This is a genomic window from Pseudomonas sp. DF11 (assembly GCF_058148565.1).
In genome coordinates this window covers 110,926-130,838 of the sequence record NZ_JBYVYN010000003.1, presented here as the reverse complement: position 1 = coordinate 130,838, position 19,913 = coordinate 110,926, and the positions used below count along the sequence as shown (strand labels likewise).

Annotated in this window: 17 protein-coding genes; 4 read left to right on the top strand and 13 right to left on the bottom strand. The window is 62.2% G+C overall.

What is annotated here, in order from left to right; genetic code table 11:
* Positions 1-31 precede the first annotated feature (31 nt).
* Entirely contained in the window at positions 32-925 is an 894-nt protein-coding gene (locus AC30D9_RS10950) for a helix-turn-helix domain-containing protein (protein ID WP_134923081.1), read from the top strand.
* Positions 926-932: 7 nt separating this feature from the next.
* Here the strand turns inward: AC30D9_RS10950 and AC30D9_RS10945 are convergent, their stop codons facing one another.
* From AC30D9_RS10945 to arcD (AC30D9_RS10920), 6 genes are all read right to left on the bottom strand, one after another.
* On the bottom strand, positions 933-1,109 hold the full coding sequence (locus AC30D9_RS10945) for a hypothetical protein (protein WP_162843733.1): 177 nt from the start codon (positions 1,107-1,109) through the stop codon (positions 933-935).
* 231 nt (positions 1,110-1,340) lie between these two features.
* Complete coding sequence (locus tag AC30D9_RS10940; RefSeq protein ID WP_490144029.1) at positions 1,341-1,700, bottom strand: DUF5064 family protein; 360 nt, start codon at positions 1,698-1,700, stop codon at positions 1,341-1,343.
* 64 nt (positions 1,701-1,764) lie between these two features.
* Complete coding sequence (arcC, locus tag AC30D9_RS10935) at positions 1,765-2,694, bottom strand: carbamate kinase (protein WP_134923083.1); 930 nt, start codon at positions 2,692-2,694, stop codon at positions 1,765-1,767.
* 165 nt (positions 2,695-2,859) lie between these two features.
* Positions 2,860-3,870 (bottom strand): ornithine carbamoyltransferase, encoded by a 1,011-nt coding sequence (locus AC30D9_RS10930; protein ID WP_047228378.1) that lies wholly within the window; start codon positions 3,868-3,870, stop codon positions 2,860-2,862.
* An 83-nt stretch (positions 3,871-3,953) separates the two neighbouring features.
* The gene (gene arcA, locus AC30D9_RS10925; protein WP_134923084.1) at positions 3,954-5,210 is read right to left on the bottom strand and encodes an arginine deiminase; all 1,257 of its coding nucleotides are present in this window, start codon (positions 5,208-5,210) and stop codon (positions 3,954-3,956) included.
* A gap of 31 nt (positions 5,211-5,241) precedes the next feature.
* On the bottom strand, positions 5,242-6,669 hold the full coding sequence (gene arcD / locus AC30D9_RS10920) for an arginine-ornithine antiporter (protein ID WP_490144028.1): 1,428 nt from the start codon (positions 6,667-6,669) through the stop codon (positions 5,242-5,244).
* Between the two features lie 392 nt (positions 6,670-7,061).
* Between arcD (AC30D9_RS10920) and arcD (AC30D9_RS10915) the strand changes: the two genes are divergently transcribed.
* Positions 7,062-8,489, top strand: coding sequence for an arginine-ornithine antiporter (gene arcD / locus AC30D9_RS10915; protein WP_307574859.1), 1,428 nt, complete (start codon positions 7,062-7,064; stop codon positions 8,487-8,489).
* A 196-nt stretch (positions 8,490-8,685) separates the two neighbouring features.
* Here the strand turns inward: arcD (AC30D9_RS10915) and AC30D9_RS10910 are convergent, their stop codons facing one another.
* The 7 genes from AC30D9_RS10910 to gap all read right to left on the bottom strand — a co-directional run bounded on the left by AC30D9_RS10910 (position 8,686) and on the right by gap (position 16,861).
* Entirely contained in the window at positions 8,686-10,032 is a 1,347-nt protein-coding gene (locus AC30D9_RS10910) for a CoA transferase (protein WP_490144027.1), read from the bottom strand.
* Positions 10,033-10,066: 34 nt separating this feature from the next.
* Positions 10,067-10,492, bottom strand: a complete 426-nt coding sequence (locus AC30D9_RS10905) for a YbaN family protein (RefSeq protein WP_490144026.1) — start codon at positions 10,490-10,492, stop codon at positions 10,067-10,069.
* A gap of 135 nt (positions 10,493-10,627) precedes the next feature.
* Positions 10,628-11,218: a biliverdin-producing heme oxygenase gene (locus AC30D9_RS10900; protein WP_490144025.1), complete on the bottom strand. Its 591-nt coding sequence runs from the start codon at positions 11,216-11,218 to the stop codon at positions 10,628-10,630.
* Between the two features lie 170 nt (positions 11,219-11,388).
* Positions 11,389-13,983 carry a TonB-dependent receptor gene (locus AC30D9_RS10895; protein ID WP_490144024.1) on the bottom strand — a complete coding sequence of 865 codons (2,595 nt, stop codon included), beginning with the start codon at positions 13,981-13,983 and terminating at the stop codon, positions 11,389-11,391.
* A gap of 119 nt (positions 13,984-14,102) precedes the next feature.
* Positions 14,103-15,008, bottom strand: a complete 906-nt coding sequence (locus AC30D9_RS10890) for a FecR family protein (protein WP_490144198.1) — start codon at positions 15,006-15,008, stop codon at positions 14,103-14,105.
* Positions 15,009-15,151: 143 nt separating this feature from the next.
* Positions 15,152-15,658: an RNA polymerase sigma factor gene (locus tag AC30D9_RS10885; RefSeq protein WP_490144023.1), complete on the bottom strand. Its 507-nt coding sequence runs from the start codon at positions 15,656-15,658 to the stop codon at positions 15,152-15,154.
* Positions 15,659-15,859: 201 nt separating this feature from the next.
* The gene (gene gap / locus AC30D9_RS10880) at positions 15,860-16,861 is read right to left on the bottom strand and encodes a type I glyceraldehyde-3-phosphate dehydrogenase (protein ID WP_307574847.1); all 1,002 of its coding nucleotides are present in this window, start codon (positions 16,859-16,861) and stop codon (positions 15,860-15,862) included.
* A 231-nt stretch (positions 16,862-17,092) separates the two neighbouring features.
* Here gap and edd point away from each other — a divergent pair, with 231 nt between their 5' ends.
* Together edd and AC30D9_RS10870 are read left to right on the top strand one after the other, a co-directional pair.
* Positions 17,093-18,919 (top strand): phosphogluconate dehydratase, encoded by a 1,827-nt coding sequence (gene edd / locus AC30D9_RS10875; protein ID WP_109755740.1) that lies wholly within the window; start codon positions 17,093-17,095, stop codon positions 18,917-18,919.
* Positions 18,916-19,875, top strand: a complete 960-nt coding sequence (locus AC30D9_RS10870) for a glucokinase (protein WP_490144022.1) — start codon at positions 18,916-18,918, stop codon at positions 19,873-19,875. The genes edd and AC30D9_RS10870 overlap by 4 nt, the downstream gene beginning before the upstream one ends.
* Positions 19,876-19,913 lie beyond the last annotated feature (38 nt).

Sequence of the window (19,913 nt, the reverse complement as noted above, 5' to 3'; positions counted from 1 at the left end):
CGCCCGCTACCCCCAGGCCCGGATCCACGTTATGAAAAAACCTGACCTGCCTTCGATCCCGGTGTTCAAGCTCTATGGTGAAAGCCAGGAATGGCCGACGCCGGACCTGCTGCACTGCGAAACCATCTCCAAGCGCAGCCGCGAGCATCAATGGGAAATCAAACCCCATCGGCATGCGGATCTGTGCCAGTTGTTGTTTGTCTTCAGGGGCCAGGCGGAACTGGAAATCGAAGGCCGGCGCACGCTACTCACCGAACCGGCGGTGCAGATCCTGCCGCCGCTGTCGGTGCATGGCTTTCGTTTTTCCGAGGATGTGGAAGGTTACGTGGTGACCCTGGCGGCACCGCTGGTCACGCACCTGCAAGGGCAACTGGGGCATTCGGTCAACGTCCTGGCCCAGGCCGAAAGCTACCCCGCCCTTGAGAATGCCGAGTACCTCAATAGCCTGTTCAGCGCCTTGCAGAATGAGTATGTGGGGCACCAACCGGCCCGGGAAATGCTGATGCACGCGCTGGTCAGCGTGATCATGGTCTGGGTCAGCCGCCAGGTGATGCAGCGCCACACCCAGGCCCAGCGCCCGCAACGGGCCCGGGAATACCTCAACGGGTTCATTCAGCTGGTGGAAGAAACCTATCGCGAGCACGTCAAGGTCGAAGACCTGGCCCATCGCCTGGGCATTTCCGTGTCGCACCTCAATGGCACCTGCCGGGAACTGGCGGGGCAACCGGCGTTGCAGATCATGCACGAGCGCCAGTTGCTGGAAGCCAAGCGCCTGCTGACCTACACCGGCATGACCATCTACGAGATTTCCGAAATGCTCGGGTTTTCCGACCCGACCAACTTCACCCGGCTATTCCGCCGGCGCGTCGGCATCTCGCCCAAGGCGTTCCGGGACCGGCTCAAGACCGATCAACAGGACGACTGACCACGCCTCAGCGCAGGGCGTTCAGGGTCGCACTGTGGGGGATGCAACGTTCGAAGTTGCAACTGGCGTATTCACGGGGCAGTTGCCTGGCCTGCTCGACCCGGTAGGCCGCAGTGCCATATAGCGCAAGCGTGGCGGCGCAGGTGACGAAGATGGCGAGGCGTCTTCTTGTTTTGATGTTCATGGCGGTGACCTCTGAACGAATACCCGGGGGTACTACATTCAGCATAGGTCAGCCGTGGTGGGTTGCCAGCCTGGTAAGCCTCGCATTTAACCCGACATTCAGAATGCTGATATCCCCTGTGGGAGCGGGCTTGCTCGCGAAAGCGGTGTGTCAGTCACCATCAATATCGACTGTTGCTCCGTCTTCGCGAGCAAGCCCGCTCCCACAGGGATAGAGGTGTTTTCGGGCGAGTTATGCCAGGTGCTCAGGCTTCATCGGATCCCCCGGCTTGACGTCCAGTTGCTTGCGCACGTCTTCGAACATTTCGTCGTAATACTTGTGCATCGAGCCGATGCTGGCGGTCTTGGGCAAGCCGTATTTCTGGGCGATGCGCGTGGCATGGCGGGCGAAGTCGAAGGCCTGGTCCTTGGCCAGGAAAAAGGCCTCGTCCAGGTGCTTGTCTTCAACGGTGCCATGCACCCGGAACGACATGCCCGTGCCTTCCTTTTCGTCCTGGGCGACCTTGTAGTCGATGCACAGGTTGTAGCTGAAATCATCCTTGTTCAGTGCATGGCGTTCCATGTGCAGGTGACCGGGTTCGAACATGGCCATAAGCGACTCTCCTTCGAAGGCATGGGAGTAGGGCAGACCCTGGATCTGCCCCACAAGTTTCCTGTTATCGATAAGCGATGCCCGGTGTCGCTGTGCTGATGCGGGTGCCGGCCTTGCCCTGGACGATCGCGTCGATGTCCGAGAGTGAACCGATCACCGCGACCTTGCCAGTGTTGCGCGCGAACTCGCAGGCCGCTTGCACCTTCGGCCCCATGGAACCGGCGGCGAAGCCGAGTTTTTCCATTTCGTCGGGGTGGGCCTGGGCGATGGCTTTCTGGGTTGGCTTGCCGAAGTCGATGAACGCGGCATTGACGTCGGTGGCGATCACCAGCAGATCGCTTTCCAGCTGTTCGGCCAGCAGCGCCGAGCACAGGTCCTTGTCGATCACCGCCTCCACGCCTTGCAACTTGCCGTCGGCGCCGTACATCGTCGGGATGCCGCCACCGCCAGCGCAGATCACGATGCTGCCCTTTTCCAGCAGCCATTTGATCGGGCGGATTTCAAAGATACGCTTGGGCCTGGGGCTTGCGACCACGCGGCGGAATTTCTCGCCATCCGGGGCGATGGCCCAGCCTTTCTCGGCGGCCAGTTTTTCGGCTTCGACCTTGTCGTAGACTGGGCCGATCGGTTTGGTCGGCTTCTTGAAAGCCGGATCGTTGGCGTCGACTTCGACTTGGGTCAGCAGCGTTGCGAAGGGCACTTCGAAGTCCAGCAGGTTGCCCAATTCCTGTTCGATGATGTAGCCGATCATGCCTTCGGTTTCGGCGCCGAGCACGTCCAGCGGATACGGCGTGACCGAGGTGTAGGCTGCCGCCTGCAATGACAGCAGGCCCACCTGCGGGCCGTTGCCGTGGGCGATGACCAGTTGGTTGCCGGGGTGGATCTTCGCGATCTGTTCGGTCGCGGTACGGATATTGATGCGTTGGTTGTCTGCGGTCATGGGTTCACCCCGACGCAGGAGGGCGTTACCGCCCAGGGCAACGACGATACGCATGATGCTGTCCTTTCAAAAATGGAACGAACAATGCGGTCCCCTGTGGGAGCGAGCCTGCTCGCGATGGCGGCGTGTCTGTCGAATGCAATGTCGCCTGTGACTCCGCTATCGCGAGCAGGCTCGCTCCCACAGTGAAGAGCACTTCAGCATGGGAGCGGGCAGTGTTCAGATATCCGCCAGCGCCGACACCAGGATCGCCTTGATGGTGTGCATGCGGTTTTCCGCTTGCTCGAAGGCGATGTTGGCCGGGGATTCGAAGACCTCTTCGGTCACTTCCACGCCATTGGCCAGGTTCGGATAGCGGGCGGCGATGTCCTTGCCGACCTTGGTTTCGCTGTTATGGAACGCTGGCAGGCAGTGCATGAATTTCACCCGCGGGTTGCCCGAGGCCTTCATCATTTGCGCGTTGACCTGGTAGGGCAGCAATTGCTCGATGCGCTCATCCCAGGCTTCCACTGGCTCACCCATGGATACCCAGATGTCGGTGTGGATGAAGTCCACGCCCTTGACCGCTTCCTTCGGGTCCTCGGTGATGGTGATGCGCGCGCCACTTTCGGCGGCGAAGGCCTGGCACTGGTCGATGAAGTCCTGATGCGGCCAGAGTGCTTTCGGTGCGCCGATGCGTACGTCCATGCCCAGCTTGGCGCCGATCATCAGCAGCGAATTGCCCATGTTGTAGCGCGCGTCGCCCAGGTACGCGTAGCTGATGTCATGCAGCGGCTTGTCGCTGTGCTCGCGCATGGTCAGGGTGTCGGCGATCATTTGGGTGGGGTGGAATTCGGCGGTCAGGCCGTTGAACACTGGCACCCCGGCGAACTTGGCCAGTTCTTCGACGATCTCTTGCTCGAAGCCACGGTATTCGATGGCGTCGAACATCCGCCCCAGCACCCGGGCGGTGTCTTTCATGCTTTCCTTGTGGCCGATCTGCGATGACACCGGGTCGATGTAGGTGACGTGGGCGCCCTGGTCATGGGCCGCGACTTCGAAGGCACAGCGGGTGCGGGTCGAGGTTTTCTCGAAGATCAGCGCGATGTTCTTGCCCTTGAGGTGCGGTTGTTCGGTGCCGGTGTACTTGGCACGCTTGAGGTCGCGGGACAGGTCCAGCAGATAGTGCAGCTCGCGGTTGGTGTGATGCATCAAGCTCAGCAGGCTGCGGTTGCGCATGTTGAAAGCCATGATTTGGATCTCCTTGGGTTCGGTTATCCCCTGGGCCGGTCTCTGCCGTGGGATGGAGAGCGGTGCCGGCCCAGGCTCAAAGGTCAGTAGTCGATTGGGTCGCGGATGATCGGGCAGGTCATGCAGTGACCACCGCCCCGGCCCCGGCCCAGTTCGCTGGCGCTGATGGTGATGACTTCCACACCGGCCTTGCGCAGCAGGGTGTTGGTGTAGGTGTTGCGGTCGTAGCCGATCACCACGCCCGGCTCCACGGCCACCACGTTGTTGCCGTCGTCCCATTGCTCGCGCTCGGCAGCGAAGCTGTTGCCGCCGGTTTCCACCACCCGCAGCGCTGGCAGCTTGAGGGCCGAGGCCACGGTGTCGAGGAAGCTGCCTTCTTCACGACGCACATCGATGCCGCCGGGCTTGCTTTCGTCGGGGCGCAGGGAGAAGGCGACGATCTGGCTCACCACTTCCGGGAAAACCGTCACCAGGTCGCGGTCGCAGAAGCTGAACACGGTGTCCAGGTGCATGGCGGCGCGGGATTTCGGCAAGCCGGCGACGATCACCCGTTCCACGGCCTTGTGCTTGAACAGGTTCAGCGCCAGTTGGCCGATGGCTTGGCGGGACGAACGTTCGCCCATGCCGATCAGCACCACGCCGTTGCCGATGGGCATCACGTCGCCGCCTTCGAGGGTCGCGTTGCCGTGATCCTGGTCCGGGTCGCCGTACCAGATCTGGAAGTCAGCCTGGGTGAACTCGGGGTGGAATTTGTAGATGGCGCTGGCCAGCAGGGTTTCCTGGCGGCGCGCCGGCCAGTACATCGGGTTCAGCGTCACGCCGCCGTAGATCCAGCAAGTGGTGTCGCGGGTGAACTGGGTGTTGGGCAGCGGCGGCAGGATGAAGCTGGAGTGCCCGAGGAAGTCGCGGAACATCTGGATGGTCTTGCCACCGAAGCTGTCCGGCAGGTCATCGGCCGAGACGCCACCGATCAGGAACTCGGCAATGTGGCGCGGTTCCAGGCTGCGCAGCCACGAACCGACTTCATTCACCAGGCCCAGGCCCACCGAGTTGGCGGTGATCTTGCGCTCCAGGATCCAGTCGAGCGCTTCGGGGATGGCGACGATGTCGGTCAGCAGGTTATGCATTTCCAGCACGTCGATGTCACGCTCGCGCATCTTGGTGACGAAATCGAAATGGTCGCGCTTGGCCTGGTTGACCCAGATCACGTCGTCGAAAAGCAGTTCGTCGCAGTTGTTCGGGGTCAGCCGCTGATGAGCCAGGCCTGGGGAACACACCATGACTTTACGTAATTTACCGGCTTCGGAATGAACGCCGTATTTCACTTTTTCCGTGGTCATTACAAATCCTCCAGTTAAATCAATCAGCCATCTACAGGGTCAGGAAGCCGTCGTAGAGTCCGTAGGCGGCCACCAGGGCGCCTGCGATCACTGCGGCGAAAATCAGCTTCTCGACAGAGGTGAAAACCGGTTTGCCCACCTCGCGCTTGGCCTTAGCGAACAGGATCGCGCCGGGGGCGTAGAGCAGGGCGGAGAGCAGCAGGTACTTGACCCCACCGGCATACAGCAACCACATCGCGTAAATCAGGGCGATGGCGCCGATGATCAGGTCCTTGCGGCGTTCGGCCAGGGCGTTTTCGTAGGTCTCGCCGCGCACCGCCAGCAGCACTGCGTAGGCCGCCGACCACAGGTAGGGCACCAGGATCATCGAGGTGGCGAGATAGATCAGAGACAGGTAAGTGCTGGCCGAGAACAGGGTGATGACCAAAAACAGCTGGACCATCGCATTGGTCAGCCACAGGGCGTTGGCCGGTACGTGGTTGGCGTTCTCCCGGCGCAGGAACTCGGGCATGGTGTGGTCCTTGGCGGCGGCGAACATGATCTCGGCACATAGCAACACCCAGGACAGCAGGGCGCCCAGTAGCGAGATGATCAGGCCGACGCTGATCAGCACCGCCCCCCAGTGCCCCACCACATGCTCCAGCACGGCAGCCATCGACGGGTTCTGCAGTTTCGCCAGTTCCGGCTGGGTCATGATCCCCAACGACAACACGTTCACCAGCACCAGGAACAACAGCACGGTGACGAACCCGATGACAGTGGCCTTGCCCACGTCCGTGCGTTTTTCAGCGCGGGCGGAAAAAATGCTTGCACCTTCGATGCCGATGAACACCCACACGGTGACCAGCATCATGTTGCGAACCTGGTTCAGCACGCTGCCCAGGTCCGGGTTCTTCAGGCCCCAGATGTCGGCGGTAAAAATATCGAGCTTGAAGGCGAACACGGCGATCAGCACGAACAGCACCAGCGGCACGACCTTGGCGATGGTGGTCACCAGGTTGATGAACGCCGCCTCCCTGATGCCTCGCAGTACCAGAAAGTGCACAGCCCAGAGCAACACCGATGAACCGATCACCGCCGCGAAGGTATTGCCCTCACCAAAAATCGGAAAGAAATAGCCCAAGGTGCTGAACAACAGGACGAAGTAACCGACGTTGCCCAACCAGGCGCTGATCCAGTACCCCCAGGCCGACGAGAAACCCATGTAGTCGCCAAAACCGGCCTTGGCATAGGCATACACACCGCTGTCCAGATCGGGTTTGCGGTTAGCCAGGGTCTGGAACACGAAAGCCAGGGTCAGCATGCCGACGGCGGTAATGGCCCAGCCGATCAGCACCGCACCGACATCGGCACTGGCCGCCATGTTTTGTGGCAAGGAAAAGATCCCGCCACCGATCATCGAGCCGACCACCAGTGCAACCAATGCACCCAATCGAAGTTTTGCGGGGGTATCAGACATTTGCGAGACTCCAGCGCAGGAGAAGAGAGTCAACAGACTAAGTCGATTTGAAAGTTGAATAGCTGATCTGGATCAGTGCATGGCAACATTCCATTGTTAATGAAGAAGTTAACAGCGTCCGTGGGTGTCTGTAGTGCTTGGAAGGCCCGTTTCGTGCGGCTTCGGCGAGGGTGTTGGAAGTTTTCCTCGCCTTGGGATTATTCACGCTAGTTGATTTTCACTGAGTCGCAACTATTTTGTAGGATGCCTGCATGACAAAAATAATCGTGCCTCATGGTCTTTTTAATTAGTGTCTTGGACAATGGCCGGGCCATAAGCATTCGGACTTTGCGTGGATGACGTTATTCAAAAACGTTATGTCGCTTTATTTACTTATTTAATAGTGAGAAAACATGCCGCAGCCGATTGAAAAGTTACCCCTTGGCGCTCTGATCGCATTAGTGGTGGGGTCGATGATCGGTGGCGGGATCTTTTCCTTGCCGCAAAACATGGCGGCTCGGGCCGATGTCGGTGCGGTGCTGATCGGCTGGGCCATCACCGCCGTCGGCATGCTGACCCTGGCCTTCGTGTTCCAGACCCTGGCCAATCGCAAGCCGGAATTGGACTCGGGCGTGTATGCCTACGCCAAGGCCGGGTTCGGTGACTACATGGGCTTTTCGTCCGCCTGGGGCTACTGGATCAGTGCCTGGATGGGCAACGTCGGTTACTTCGTCTTGTTGTTCAGCACGTTGGGGTATTTTTTCCCGGTGTTCGGCCAGGGCAATACGCCGGTGGCCATCGGCTGTGCATCGTTGCTGTTGTGGGCCGTGCATTTCCTGGTGCTGCGGGGCATCAGGGAAGCGGCGTTCATCAACCTGGTGACCACCGTGGCCAAGGTCGTGCCGCTGCTGATGTTCGTCGTCATGGCCGGCGTGGCCTTCGAGGCCGAGATTTTCACCCGCGATATCTGGGGCACGCTGAGCCCGGACCTGGGCAGTGTGATGGACCAGGTGCGGCACATGATGCTGGTCACGGTGTTCGTGTTCATCGGTATCGAAGGCGCCAGTGTGTATTCGGCGCGGGCAGAAAAGCGCGCGGACGTAGGGCGTGCGACGGTGATCGGGTTCCTCGGGGTGTTGGCGTTGCTGGTGCTGGTGAATGTGTTGTCCCTGGGGGTCATGAGCCAGCCTGAACTGGCGCAGTTGCAGAACCCGTCCTTGGCCGGTGTCCTGGAGCACATTGTCGGGCCGTGGGGCGCCTTGCTGATCAGTGTGGGGTTGGCGGTGTCACTGCTCGGCGCGCTGCTGTCCTGGGCGTTGCTGTGCGCGGAGATTCTCTACGCCACCGCCCGGGACAAGACCATGCCCGCATTCCTGACCAAGGAGAATGCCAACCATGCGCCGGTCAACGCGCTGTGGCTGACCAATGGCATGATCCAGCTGTTTTTGTTGATCACCCTGTTTTCCGCAGGCACCTACACCAGCCTGATCTATCTCGCCTCGTCGATGATCCTGGTGCCGTACCTGTGGTCGGCGGCCTATGCGGTGCTGCTGTGCGCCCGCGGAGAAACTTACGAACAGGCCTCGGCCCGGCGCATGAAAGACCTGTGCATCGGTGGCGTCGCGCTGTGCTACGCGGTGTGGCTGCTGTATGCCGGTGGGGTGAAATACCTGCTGCTGTCAGCGCTGTTGTATGCGCCGGGGGTGATCCTGTTTGCCCAGGCCAAGCGTGAGCAGGGGCAGTCGTTGTTCACCCATGTGGAAAAAGGCGTTTTTGCCTGCGTGATGGCCGGGGCGGGTATGGCGGCTTATGGGTTGTACAGTGGGTTTTTGGCGCTGTGAGGCGAAGGTCACCTTTGCGGCGGATTAGAGGTGGCCGTTGTGGTGAGGGGATTTATCCCCGTTGGGGCGCGAAGCGGCCCTGAAACCTGGCGCCTCGGTGTGCCAGGAAAATCACTAACCTGCTCTTGGGGGGCCGCTTCGCGCCCCAGCGGGGATAAATCCCCTCGCCAGAACGTCTTGCTCGCATTGGCGGCCATCACCACTGCGCGCGATGAGCACCCAGTTCAGCCGCCGGCAAGGTCCATTGCAGCGGTGTCCCGGTGATTTTCAAGGGCACCTGCAGGCGATGGGCCGGTCCCCAGGGTGTCTGCTCGACCAGCAGTCCCTGATCATCGGCGGCCTCGGCGCGCAATGGGGTCGAGTCCCCCGCGCCGCGCTCGATCAACAGCTTCGCCGTACGCGCCAGTGACAAGCGTGCCGAGCCGCCGTGACCGCCCGCCAGGCGCCGGGACAACAACACCAGGACGCTGGCCGCCAGCAGATAGCCGGTGCCGTGATCCAGCGCTTGCACCGGCAGTGGTGTCGGTTTGTCGGTGTGTTTCCAGCCCATGCCGGCTTCGGCAATGCCGCTGCTCATCTGCACCAGGCTGTCGAAGCCGCGCCGGTTCTGCCACGGGCCGCTCCAGCCGTAGGCGTTGAGGCTGACGTCGATCAGGCCCGGGGCCATCTGCTGGCGCTGCGCGGCGCCGTAGCCCAGGCGCTCCAGGGCGTCGGCACGGTAGCCGTGCAGGAGGATGTCGGTGTCCTTGAGCAGAGCCTCGAATGCCACGCGATCTTCAGCTCGGTGCAAATCCAGGCGGGCGCAGCGTTTGCCCAGGGTGACTTCCGGCACTACGCCGGGTTCGTTCCAGGTTGGCGGGTCGATGCGCAGCACGTCGGCCCCCAGGCCGGCGAGAAAGCGGCTGGCGACGGGGCCGGCGAGTACGCGGGTCAGGTCCAGCACCTTGAGGCCCGCCAGTGGCTGGCTCACGGAGCCAAGCCAGGGCTTGCGCTGCTCTCCAGGCGTTTCACTCAGGTGCGCCAGCGGCTCGGCATTGACTGCCAGGCCTTGAGGGTGGGTTTGCCATGCTTGCCATGAACGCATCTCGGCGGCGCAACCGCCAGCGTCGACCACCGCCTGTTCCAGCTCGGCCTTGTTCCAGCGGGCCACCCTGACCGCCATGTCGGCGCGGTCGGCGCAGGTGCCGAGGACTTTTTCCGCGGCAAGGCGATGATGCGGCGCGTTGGTGTGCAGGCGAATCCAGCCGTCGGCGCAGGCATAGTCGCCGGCCACCGGGTCCCACATCGGCGGCACGCTCCAACCGATCGGGCGCAGGGAGGTGGAGAACCAGAACGACGCCAGACGCCGGTCGACCTCGACAGGGGGCAGGCGGCCGGTTTGCTGGTGGATGAGTTCGGCGGTGGCCTGGCCGGCCGCGGCGATGCTGGCGCAGGCCAGTTCCGTGACGGCGAACGCCGAGGGCAAGGCGCCTTCGCCGGTGAAGGTGATCGGGGTCGTGGGCAAACCAAGCGCGGCTTGCATGGACGTGAGCAGATCTGACATCGAAAGCCCTCCAGTACGAGAGGGCGATCATAGTTCAAAATCGAGTTTGGGGCCGCTTTGCGGCCCAGCGGGAGCAAGCGCCCTGCACCTGTTCCGGCCGCGACCAGATCCACAGGTTACCCAGGCCCATACCCATGAGTGCCAGGTAAACCGGCCAGCCATGGTCGAGCACCACCAGCATCAACCCGGTGCAGAACAGCATGCTGGCGGTGGCACCGACCTTGGCCTTGCGCGGGATGACCTTGCCGTTGCGCCAGTTGTGCAGCATCGGCCCGAACAACCGATGGTTTTCCAGCCAGGCACTCAGGCGCGGCGAACTGCGGGTCGCGGCCCAGGCGGCCAACAGGATGAACTCGGTCGTCGGCAGGCCGGGCACGACGATGGCGACCAGGCCGATGGCCAGGCTGGTGTAGGCGAGCAGGGCGAAGAGCAGTCGGGCGAGTTTCGAGGGACGGTTCATCAGTATCTTTCGCGCATACGCATTTCCCAGTGGGAGCGAGCCTGCTCGCGATAGCGGTGTGTCAGGCGCCGTCATTGGAGCTGACACACTGCAATCGCGAGCAGGCTCGCTCCCACAAGGGATAGTGGTGAATTTTCAGGCCAATTCAGCTGCATAGGCATGCTCTAGCAACACCGTAAAGCGGTTAAAGGCATCCAGCGCGCCTTGGTCCGCCTCGGCTTCCTGCTGCTCGGAGAAAGCCAGGCCGTCGAGGGTGCGGGTGAAGGTTTTCCAGCCTTCGGCGCGTCCACCGGCAGGTTCCGCCAAGTGCCGGGCGCCGAAGGTTTCGCTCAGCCCCAGGCCCACGGCACGCTTGATCAAGAATGCGGCGCCGAGCTTGGAGCCTTCGGAGACGAACAGCCAGCCCAGGGCTTCGGCCTTGGTCGGGTTTTTCACCGCTCCGGCCACTGGCGCGGGGACTTCGGTGTCCAGGTCTGCCAGATCCGTCTTGGCCGCTTCTGCCCGGCAACGGGCCGGCAGGTCGGGGATCAGGGTGGACAGTTCGGCATCGTTGTACAGCGCCACCAGTTCCGATTGGAACAGGTACTGGGCCACGACGAAGCGGGCGAAGCTGGCCGGGGTTTCGAACGGGGCGTGGGCCTTGACCAGTGCATCGAGCCTGCTGTGGGGCTCGTGGGTGATCTGGTTCAGGCGTTGGGAGCGTGAAGCGGTACGTTGTGGGGTCATGGAAAACTCCTTCGAGTTAGAATGGTGTGGCGAGGGGCTGTGGGAGCAGAGCTTGCTCGCGAAACAGGCGCCTCGATCTCTGGAAAGACAGCATCGCCTTTATCGCGGGCAAGCCTTGCTCTCACATGACCCTCCTCACTACGGGTATTTGTTTGGCCTGGGCAACCGAGTCAGATATCCCAGATCAGGTTCACCGCGAAGTTACGCCCAGGCGCCGTCAGGCGATCGAGGTTGGCGGGGTTCAGTACCGCCGCTTCGCCGACGCTGTCGTAGCCGCGCACGTCATCCCACAGCCAGTACTTCTTGTCGGTGAGGTTGTAGAGACCGCCGCTGACGGTGACGTCGTCGGTCACCTTGTAGAAGCCGCTCAGGTCGAGAATGCCGAAACCCGGGGTCTTGAACTGGCTGCTGACGCCGTCCGGCGAGTTGAAGTTGCTGTCGTCGACGCGGTCCTTTTTCTTGACCAGGGTCCAACTGAGCAAGGTGCCGTAGTGCTCCTGTTCGTAACCCAGGCCGAACACGCCGGTCAGCGGGTTGACGCTGTTGAGCGGCTCGCCGGTGTCAGCGTTGCGCCCGTAGGCGTAGGCCACCGAACCTTGGGTGTACAGGCCCTGGGGCGCGCCAAACAGATCAAGGTTCAGGCGGCCCCGGACCTCGGCACCCTTGATGGTCGCGTGCTTGATGTTGTTGCTTTGGAAGGTCACCTGGTTGGCGCCGGGGGTGATTGCGTCTTCGTTGATGAAATCGCGGTACTTGTTGTAGAACACCGCCACATCGAACGACCCAGAGTCGAAACGGCCCTTGAGGCCCGTCTCATAGCTTTTGCTTTTTTCCGGTTCCAGATCTGGGTTGGGCTCGACGCTGTAGCCAGCGTCAGGGTTTTCAAAGCGGCCATACAAGGCCTTGGCGGTCGGCGTGCGGAAGCCTTCGGCGTACTGGCCGTACCAGGTGTACTCGTCGCTCAGGGCATAGGTCAGGCCGAACTTGGGGGAGACGCGATGCCAGGTCTTGTTCTCGCCGCTGACGTCACCGCCGCCGGTCGGGTCCACGGCGTTGAGGAATTCCTGGGTCAGGTGCGGCTTGAGCCGGGTGTAGTCGTAGCGCAGGCCCGGGGTGAAGGTCCAACGCTCCCAACTGACCTGGTCCTGGGCGAACACGCTGTAGGTGTTGATGGTCGGGTCCGGGAAATCACTGACCTTTGCCAACACATCTCGGGTGCTGATGGCACCCACTGTGGAGCAACCCACGCCAACCGCCAGGCACACGCCATTGCCACTGCGCGAACCGGTGACTTTCTGCTGCTTGATCGTGGTGCCGTAGGTCAGCGCGTGATCGGTGGCGGCAATGCTGAAGGCCTTGTCCAGTTGCGCGTCGAAGACCCACTGTTTTTCTTCGTAGAGGGTTTCCCGGGTGCGCAGCACCTGGCGGGTGATCGGGAAGTAGAACTCGGCGGTGCTCTGGTCGGTCTTGGCGATCTGGTGGTTCAGGCTCCACTTGACGTGATCGGCCAGCAGGCTGTCGAGGGCGAAGCTGTGCTCCAGGCCGAAACGCTCGCGGCTGATGGTGTCGTTGCCGGTGCGCCACTGGTACATGCCGCCGGGCAGCATGGAGGTGGGGATCGTGGGGCGGCCGTTGGAGTAGGGGCCGCCATAGGCGCTTTTCAGATCGGTGTCGCGGTCGTCCTTGTATTTCTCGTAGACCAGGCCCAGGCGCGCGTCATCGTTGTAGTTCCAACCGAGCTTGGCCAACACGTTGTTGGCGCGCACGTCTTCCGGGTTGGCGGCGGTACGGTCCAGGCCGGTGCCGTTGTCGCTGCCGTAGGATTCGGTTTCATGGCCGTCGCGTTGGCTGTAGTGCAACAGGGCGTCGAATTGCCCGTTGCGACCGGCGACCGTGGCGGACTTGAGCCAGCTCTCGTCGGCGGAGCTGTAGCCGGTCTTCAGCCGAGCACCGACGTCCTCGCCCGGCTTGATGATGTCATCCGGGTCCAGGGTGAAGTAACTGACAGCGCCGCCGATGGCGTTGCTGCCGTAGAGCACCGAGGCCGGACCGCGCAAAATCTCCACACGCTTGATGATTTCCGGGTCGACGTAATTGCGTTGGGTCTTGGCATAGGGGCCGTTGAAGAAGCCGCCGGGGATCTCCACACCGTCGACCTGGGTCAGGATCCGGTTACCGTCGATGCCGCGAATGTTATAGCCGCTGATGCCGCCGCGCTGGCCTGCGCCACCCACCGAAACGCCAGGCTCGTAGCGCACCAGGTCCTTGAGGTTGTTGACGTTGTTGCGGTTCAGTTCCTGGCGGTCGTGGACGGTGACCGTGCTCGGTACGCTGGTGATGTCCTGTTCCTGGCGGGTGGCGCTGATGGTCACCTGCTGCAACTCCAGCGCACTGCCGGTACTGCGCTTTTGCAGGATGATGCTGTTGTCGCCCAGCTTGTGGTAGCTCAGGTTGGTCCCCACCAACAGGCGCTCCAGGGCTTTGTCTGGTGGCAGCGAGCCGCTCACCCCCGGCGAGGCGACGCCTTCGGCCAGCTCCGCCGACATGCCGACTTGCCAGCCTGTGACAGCGGTGAATGCATTCAGGGCCGAGACCAATGGCTGCCGGGCAATGGCAAAGGTGTAGTCGCCCATGTTGCGCGAAGGGGGTTGCACCGTGGTGGCGGCCAGGGCGAGCGGCGCGGTGCCGGCCATCAGGATGGCGGCGGTCAGCAGTGACAGCGTGCAAGAGGGGGCAAGAAACCGGCAAGTAAGGCGAGAAGACATCGATAGCGCTCCGTGTCGCATCTGTTATAGGTGCAGACTCACATCTGTGGATGCGAATCAATTGCATTGGCTATAACGAGACGAACCAGCGGAGGCTATCGAGTAAAAATAATTCTCATTCAGTTCAGGATCACCAGCGCCGGGAACTCCTGGAGCCGCGCCGAGGTGATGTGGGCCAGCGAGCGCACCACGTCCAACGGCTGGTCGAGGCGGTAATTTCCGGTCACGGCAACGTTGGCCAACTGTTCGTTGCTGTTGATGATCCAGCCGGGGTAGTAACGGCGCAGCTCGGCCAGTACCTGGCTCAGTGGCCGATTCTCGAACACCAGCCGACCCTGGACCCAGGCCAGGTCAGTGTTGGCATCGAGTCGGGCCGGGCGATCGAAGCCGTTGGGACCGATGCGGATGCTTTCGCCAGCGGACAGCCGTACATGGGTGTCGTTGCGGTTGGCTCGCAGGTCCACGTCGCCGCGCTGCACCTGGACCTGGGCCACGCCGTCGAGGTAACGCACGGCGAACGTGGTGTCGCTGACGCTGGCCGTGACCGGGCCGGCATCGATTTGCAGCGGCAGGTTGCGGTTGCCCGGTACTTCGAAAAACGCCTCGCCCTTGTACAGGCGCGCCACGTGCCGTCGTTCATTGAACGTGCTGGAGAAGGCCGAATCGGTGTTGAGCAGGACCTTGGAGCCGTCCTCCAATTGCAGGCGCTGGCGCTCACCGACCACGGTCAGGTGGTCGGCCTGCAAGCGCAGGGGCAGGTCGCTGAAATTGAACAGGCCGAGAAACAGCACGGCGGCGGTGGCCAGGGGTTTCCAGTGGGTGCGCAGGCGCGACAGCGCGGTGACCTTGGGCGCGGCGTCGAGTCGACGGGCACTTTCCATCACCTGCGGGCCGTTCCAGATCGCCTGGGCCCGGGCGAACGCTTCGCCATGGCGTGGATCGGCCGCCAGCCAGGCGTGGAACTGCCGCGTCTGTTCCTCGCTGGGGTTGTCCAGCAGGATCAGCCAGTCCAGCGCCTGTTCCATGGCATGGGCGGTTTCCGGCGTTGGCGCAGGAGAAGGGGAGATGTCCGTCACGGTGGGTTCTCGTTCCTCGGTTCAGCGGCAAGTTACAAGCTTCAAGATTCAAGTCGCAAGCACAAGCCCGCATACAACTTGCAGCTTGAATCTTATCGCTGCAGTTGTCCCACACAGATCGCCATGATCAGTTTCAGTTCCTTCTGCACGGTGCTCAGGGACACGCCCAGCCGTTCGGCGATTTCCTGGTAACTGTGGCCATGCAGGCGGCTGAGGATGAAGATCTGCTGCTGCCGCGCGCTCAAGGCCTGCAGACTGACATTCAGGCGCTCGAGCAGTTGTTGGGCATGGGCGGCGTCTTCGGCACTGCTCTGGGGGGCGACGACGTTGTGGACGACCTCCAGCGGCACGTCATCGAGCAAGGTCCGCGATTGGATTCGCCGGGCACGCAGATGGTCCAGCGCCAGGTTGCGGGCGGTCTGGAAAACAAAGGGTTCGAGGTGTTCGACCGTGCGTTCGCGCAGTGCGCGGGTCACACGCAGGTAGGTTTCCTGAAGCAGGTCTTCGGCGGTGCTGGGGTTGCTGACCATGCGCTCGAGGGTGCGCAGCAGCGGCGTGCGCTGGGCGAGGAAGACGTGATGAAAGCGCGATTGACTCACGGTAGGGCCCGGTCCGGTGCGAGCAGATGATAATGCTTATCATCTGCCGGATGGGTCAAGCCTTCATTTATTTCACGAGTGTGCACCCCTGTGGGAGCGGGCTTGCTCGCGAAAGCGGTGGATCAGCCAACTTTTTATCGACTGACACTCCGCTTTCGCGAGCAAGCCCGCTCCCACAAAAAGCCTATCTACCGTGTCCGGTTACTCGGCGTTACACAACGCCAGGCAGTTATCGAGCATGCGGTTGGAGAAGCCCCATTCGTTGTCATACCAGGCCAGTACCTTGAGCAGCTTGCCGCTGACCTTGGTGTGGTTGGCGTCGAAGATCGACGATAGCGGGTTGTGGTTGAAATCACTGGAGACCAGCGGCAGGGTGTTGTAGCCGAGGATCTTCGAATGCTGGCTGGCATGGCGCAGCAGCTCGTTGACTTCTTCGGCCGACGCTTCGCGCTTGAGTTGCACGGTCAGGTCGACCAGGGACACGTTGATCACCGGTACACGCACCGCCATGCCGGTCAGCTTGCCCGCCAGTTCCGGCAGCACCAGGCCCACCGCTTCGGCGGCGCCGGTCTTGCTCGGGATCATGTTCTGGGTGGCCGAACGGGCGCGGTACGGGTCGGTGTGGTAGACGTCGGTCAGGTTCTGGTCGTTGGTGTAGGCATGGATGGTGGTCATCAGGCCGCTTTCGATGCCCAGCTCGCGGTGCAGCACCTGGGCCACCGGGGCCAGGCAGTTGGTGGTGCACGAAGCATTGGAGATGATCTGGTGGGACTGGCGCAGGATGTCGTGGTTCACGCCATACACCACGGTGGCATCGGCACCCTTGGCCGGCGCCGAGATGATCACCTTGCGCGCGCCGGCGCTGATATGGGCCGCGGCCTTGGCACGGTCGGTGAACAGGCCGGTGCATTCGAACACGACGTCGATTTTCTCAGCGGCCCAAGGCAGTTCGGCCGGGTTGCGGATGGCACTGACCGAGATGCGGTCGCCATTGACCGTCAGGCTCTCGTGGTCATGCTGTACCTCGGCATCGAAGGTGCCGTGGACGGTGTCGAACTTGAGCAGATGGGCATTGATTGCGCTGTCGCCCAGGTCATTGATGGCGACGATCTGCAAGTCGCGACGATAGCCTTGGGTATACAGTGCTCGGAGGACGTTGCGGCCGATGCGGCCAAAACCATTGATTGCGATTCGAAGAGTCATTAACTGCGCCGCCGTCGATTTGTTGTTGGAATTACAAGATTATTCGCATAAAAATAGAAAACAAGCCTTTTTAGTGGCAATATTTTGTTTTATCTACAACGAGTGACCTGAATCAACTGGTCCGAACGGTCAATAAATCGTCTGCTGCCTCGCTTTTCACACAGCGTGCAGCGGGCTTTTGACCAGCATAGACAATCAGGTCGCCACACCCGTTAGCCTGGAGTTCTACACATGCATCCCCGCGTTCTTGAGGTCACCGAACGGCTTATCGCCCGCAGCCGCGCCACGCGTCAGGCTTACCTTGCATTGATCCACGGTGCAGCCAGCGATGGTCCGATGCGCGGCAAGCTGCAGTGCGCCAACTTCGCTCACGGTGTGGCCGGTTGCGGCACCGAAGACAAACACCACCTGCGGATGATGAACGCCGCCAACATCGCCATCGTGTCGTCCTATAACGACATGCTCTCGGCCCACCAGCCCTACGAAACCTTCCCGGAACAGATCAAGAAAGCCCTGCGCGAAATCGGCTCGGTCGGCCAGTTCGCCGGCGGTACGCCCGCGATGTGCGACGGCGTGACCCAGGGCGAGGCGGGGATGGAACTGAGCCTGCCGAGCCGCGAGGTGATCGCGCTGTCCACGGCGGTGGCGCTGTCCCACAACATGTTCGACGGCGCACTGATGCTCGGCATCTGCGACAAGATCGTCCCGGGCCTGATGATGGGCGCGCTGCGCTTCGGTCACTTGCCGACGATCTTCGTGCCGGGCGGGCCGATGGTCTCGGGCATTTCCAACAAGGAAAAAGCCGACGTGCGCCAGCGCTATGCCGAAGGCAAGGCCACCCGCGAAGAGCTGCTGGAATCGGAGATGAAGTCCTATCACAGCCCTGGCACCTGCACCTTCTACGGCACCGCCAACACCAACCAGTTGTTGATGGAAGTGATGGGCCTGCACTTGCCGGGCGCCTCGTTCGTCAACCCGAACACGCCATTGCGCGATGCCCTGACCCGTGAAGCGGCGTTCCAGGTCACGCGGATGACCAAGCAAAGCGGCAACTTCATGCCCATCGGCGAGATCGTCGACGAACGGTCGCTGGTCAACTCCATCGTTGCGCTGCACGCCACCGGCGGCTCCACCAACCACACGCTGCACATGCCGGCCATCGCCATGGCGGCAGGCATCCAGCTGACCTGGCAGGACATGGCCGACCTCTCCGAGGTGGTGCCGACCCTGAGCCACGTCTACCCGAACGGCAAGGCCGACATCAACCACTTCCAGGCGGCGGGCGGCATGTCGTTCCTGATCCGTGAATTGCTGGAAGCCGGTTTGCTCCACGAAAACGTCAACACCGTGCTCGGTCATGGCCTGAGCCGCTACACCCAGGAACCGTTCCTGGAGGATGGCGAATTGGTGTGGCGCGACGGCCCGATCGAAAGCCTCGACGAAAACATCCTGCGCCCGGTGGCCCGCGCGTTCTCGCCTGAAGGCGGCCTGCGGGTGATGGAAGGCAACCTGGGGCGCGGGGTGATGAAGGTCTCCGCCGTGGCCCTGGAAAACCAGATTGTCGAGGCGCCGGCGATGGTGTTCCAGGATCAGCAGGACCTGGCCGATGCATTCAAGGCCGGTCTGCTGGAGAAAGATTTCGTCGCGGTGATGCGCTTCCAGGGGCCGCGCTCCAACGGCATGCCCGAGCTGCACAAGATGACGCCGTTCCTCGGCGTATTGCAGGACCGTGGCTTCAAAGTGGCGTTGGTGACCGACGGGCGCATGTCCGGCGCGTCGGGGAAAATCCCGGCGGCCATCCATGTCAGCCCTGAAGCTTATGTCGGCGGTGCGTTGGCCCGGGTGCAGGAGGGCGATATCATCCGCGTCGATGGCGTCAAAGGCACCTTGGAATTGAAGGTGGACGCCGAAGAATTCGCCGCGCGCACGCCGGCCAAGGGCCTGTTGGGCAACAACATCGGCACCGGTCGTGAGCTGTTCGGTTTCATGCGCATGGCCTTCAGCTCGGCGGAGCAGGGCGCCAGCGCCTTCACTTCTGCCCTGGAGACGCTTAATTGAAACTGGCTTTGGTCGGTGATATCGGTGGGACCAACGCACGTTTCGCGTTGTGGAAGAACCACAACCTGGAAAACATCCAGGTGCTGGCGACGGCGGATTACGCCTGCCCGGAAGATGCCATCCAGGTTTACTTGAGTGGCTTGGGCTTGAAACCGGGCGCTATCGGTTCGGTGTGCCTGTCGGTGGCCGGTCCCGTGAGCGGCGATGAGTTTCGTTTCACCAACAATCACTGGCGCCTGAGCAACCTGGCGTTCTGCGAGACCCTGCAGGTCGAGAAGCTGTTGCTGGTCAACGACTTCTCGGCCATGGCCCTGGGCATGACCCGTTTGCGTCCCGATGAATACCGGGTCGTCTGCGAAGGCACCCCGGAACCCATGCGCCCGGCGGTGGTGATCGGCCCGGGCACCGGGCTGGGCGTCGGTACACTGTTGGATCTTGGGGAGGGCCGTTTCGCGGCGCTGCCGGGGGAGGGCGGTCATGTCGACCTGCCCATGAGCAGCCCGCGGGAAACCCAGCTGTGGCAGCACATCTACAACGAGATCGGCCACGTCAGCGCCGAAACCGCCCTGAGCGGCAGCGGTCTGCCGCGGGTGTACCGGGCCATTTGCGCGGTGGACGGGCATGTGCCGGTGCTCGACACGCCCGAGTCCATCACCGCAGCCGGCCTGGCTGGCGATCCCATTGCCCTGGAAGTGCTCGAGCAGTTCTGCCGCTGGCTGGGGCGCGTGGCCGGCAACAATGTGTTGACGCTGGGCGGGCGCGGCGGCGTCTACATCGTCGGTGGTGTGGTCCCGCGGTTCGCCGATTTCTTCCTCGAAAGCGGCTTCGCCCGCTGCTTCGCCGACAAGGGCTGCATGAGCGATTACTTCAAGGGCATTCCGGTCTGGCTGGTGACCGCCCCATACTCCGGCCTGATGGGCGCGGGCGTGGCGTTGGAGCAATCGACCCCCGTTTAAAGTTGAAATGTGGTCTCCTGTGGGAGCGGGCTTGCTCG